Below are 1,948 nucleotides of genomic sequence, written 5' to 3'. Positions count from 1 at the left end.
GCGGGGGGTTCCCGCGGGTCCCCCTGGGGGGGGCCCCGCACCCCGGGGCCGGGCGCCACGGATGTGGGGGCGATTGCGGAGTGAATTCCCCATCTGGTCGTTTTGTCGCAAATGAGGTGTGACTCGGGCCACGCGGATTGGGCGTAACACTCCTCGAAACAGTGCGATGACCTAAGAGGTGACAGCCGAGGAGGGAATACAGACGCCGTTCATGGCGCTGTGCAGCTCTGAGGCCCAGCCCGCGCCGTCGGTACATCCCCAACCGGCGGTCGTCGGCTCCGGCCCGATCATGGGCGGGGCCGGAAGCCGTTTTCCATCGTTCCGAGAGGTTGTTCGTGTCGGCCAGCACATCCCGTACGCTCCCGCCGGAGATCGCCGAGTCCGAGTCTGTGATGGCGCTCATCGAGCGGGGAAAGGCTGATGGGCAGATCGCCGGCGATGACGTGCGTCGGGCCTTCGAGGCTGACCAGATTCCGCCAACCCAGTGGAAGAATGTTCTGCGCAGCCTCAACCAGATCCTCGAGGAAGAGGGTGTGACGCTGATGGTCAGTGCCGCGGAGTCGCCCAAGCGCACCCGCAAGAGCGTCGCAGCTAAGAGCCCGGCAAAGCGCACCGCCACCAAGACCGTCGCGGCCAAGACGACCGTGGCGAAGACCGTCGCGGCCGCCACCGCGTCACCGGCGGCCATGACCGACGAGATCACGGCGGCCACGGCCGACGAGACCGCGGCGCCCGCGAAGAAGGTGGCCGCGAAGAAGACCGCGGCCAAGAAGGCGACGGCGGCCAAGAAGACCGCCGCCAAGAAGACGACGGCGGCCGCCAAGAAGACCGCCGCCAAGAAGGACACCGACGAGGGCATCGAGGGCGAGGAGCTGCTCGAGGAGGTCCAGCCCGGTAAGGGCGAGGACGAGGAGACCGAGGGCGAGAGCAAGGGCTTCGTCCTGTCCGACGAGGACGAGGACGACGCTCCCGCGCAGCAGGTCGCCGTCGCCGGTGCCACCGCCGACCCGGTCAAGGACTACCTCAAGCAGATCGGCAAGGTCCCCCTGCTCAACGCCGAGCAGGAGGTCGAGCTGGCCAAGCGCATCGAGGCGGGTCTGTTCGCCGAGGACAAGCTGGCGAACTCCGACAAGCTCGCCCCGAAGCTCAAGCGCGAGCTGGAGATCATCGCCGAGGACGGGCGCCGCGCCAAGAACCACCTGCTGGAGGCCAACCTCCGCCTGGTCGTCTCGCTCGCCAAGCGCTATACCGGCCGCGGCATGCTCTTCCTGGACCTGATCCAGGAGGGCAACCTCGGTCTGATCCGCGCCGTCGAGAAGTTCGACTACACCAAGGGCTACAAGTTCTCCACGTACGCCACCTGGTGGATCCGTCAGGCGATCACCCGCGCCATGGCCGACCAGGCCCGCACCATCCGTATCCCGGTGCACATGGTCGAGGTCATCAACAAGCTCGCGCGTGTGCAGCGCCAGATGCTCCAGGACCTGGGCCGTGAGCCCACCCCGGAGGAGCTGGCCAAGGAGCTCGACATGACCCCGGAGAAGGTCATCGAGGTCCAGAAGTACGGCCGCGAGCCGATCTCCCTCCACACCCCGCTGGGTGAGGACGGCGACAGCGAGTTCGGTGACCTGATCGAGGACTCCGAGGCGGTCGTCCCGGCCGACGCGGTCAGCTTCACGCTCCTTCAGGAGCAGCTGCACTCGGTGCTCGACACGCTCTCGGAGCGCGAGGCGGGCGTCGTCTCCATGCGCTTCGGCCTCACCGACGGCCAGCCGAAGACGCTCGACGAGATCGGCAAGGTCTACGGCGTGACGCGTGAGCGCATCCGTCAGATCGAGTCCAAGACCATGTCGAAGCTGCGCCACCCGTCGCGGTCCCAGGTGCTGCGCGACTACCTGGACTAGGACGTACCGCCCGTACGAGGGCCCGGCTCCCGAGAGGGAGCCGG

At 67.6% G+C, this 1,948-nt stretch carries 1 protein-coding gene; it reads left to right on the top strand.

Annotated features, from left to right (window positions below):
- Nucleotides 1-335 precede the first annotated feature (335 nt).
- Nucleotides 336-1,904, top strand: coding sequence for an RNA polymerase sigma factor (locus tag ACWGI8_RS43670; RefSeq protein WP_453669105.1), 1,569 nt, complete (start codon nucleotides 336-338; stop codon nucleotides 1,902-1,904).
- Nucleotides 1,905-1,948 lie beyond the last annotated feature (44 nt).

Source organism: Streptomyces sp. NPDC054841, assembly GCF_053611045.1.
The sequence above is the reverse complement of the archived record's forward strand: the minus strand, read 5'-3'. Positions and strand labels throughout refer to the sequence as shown.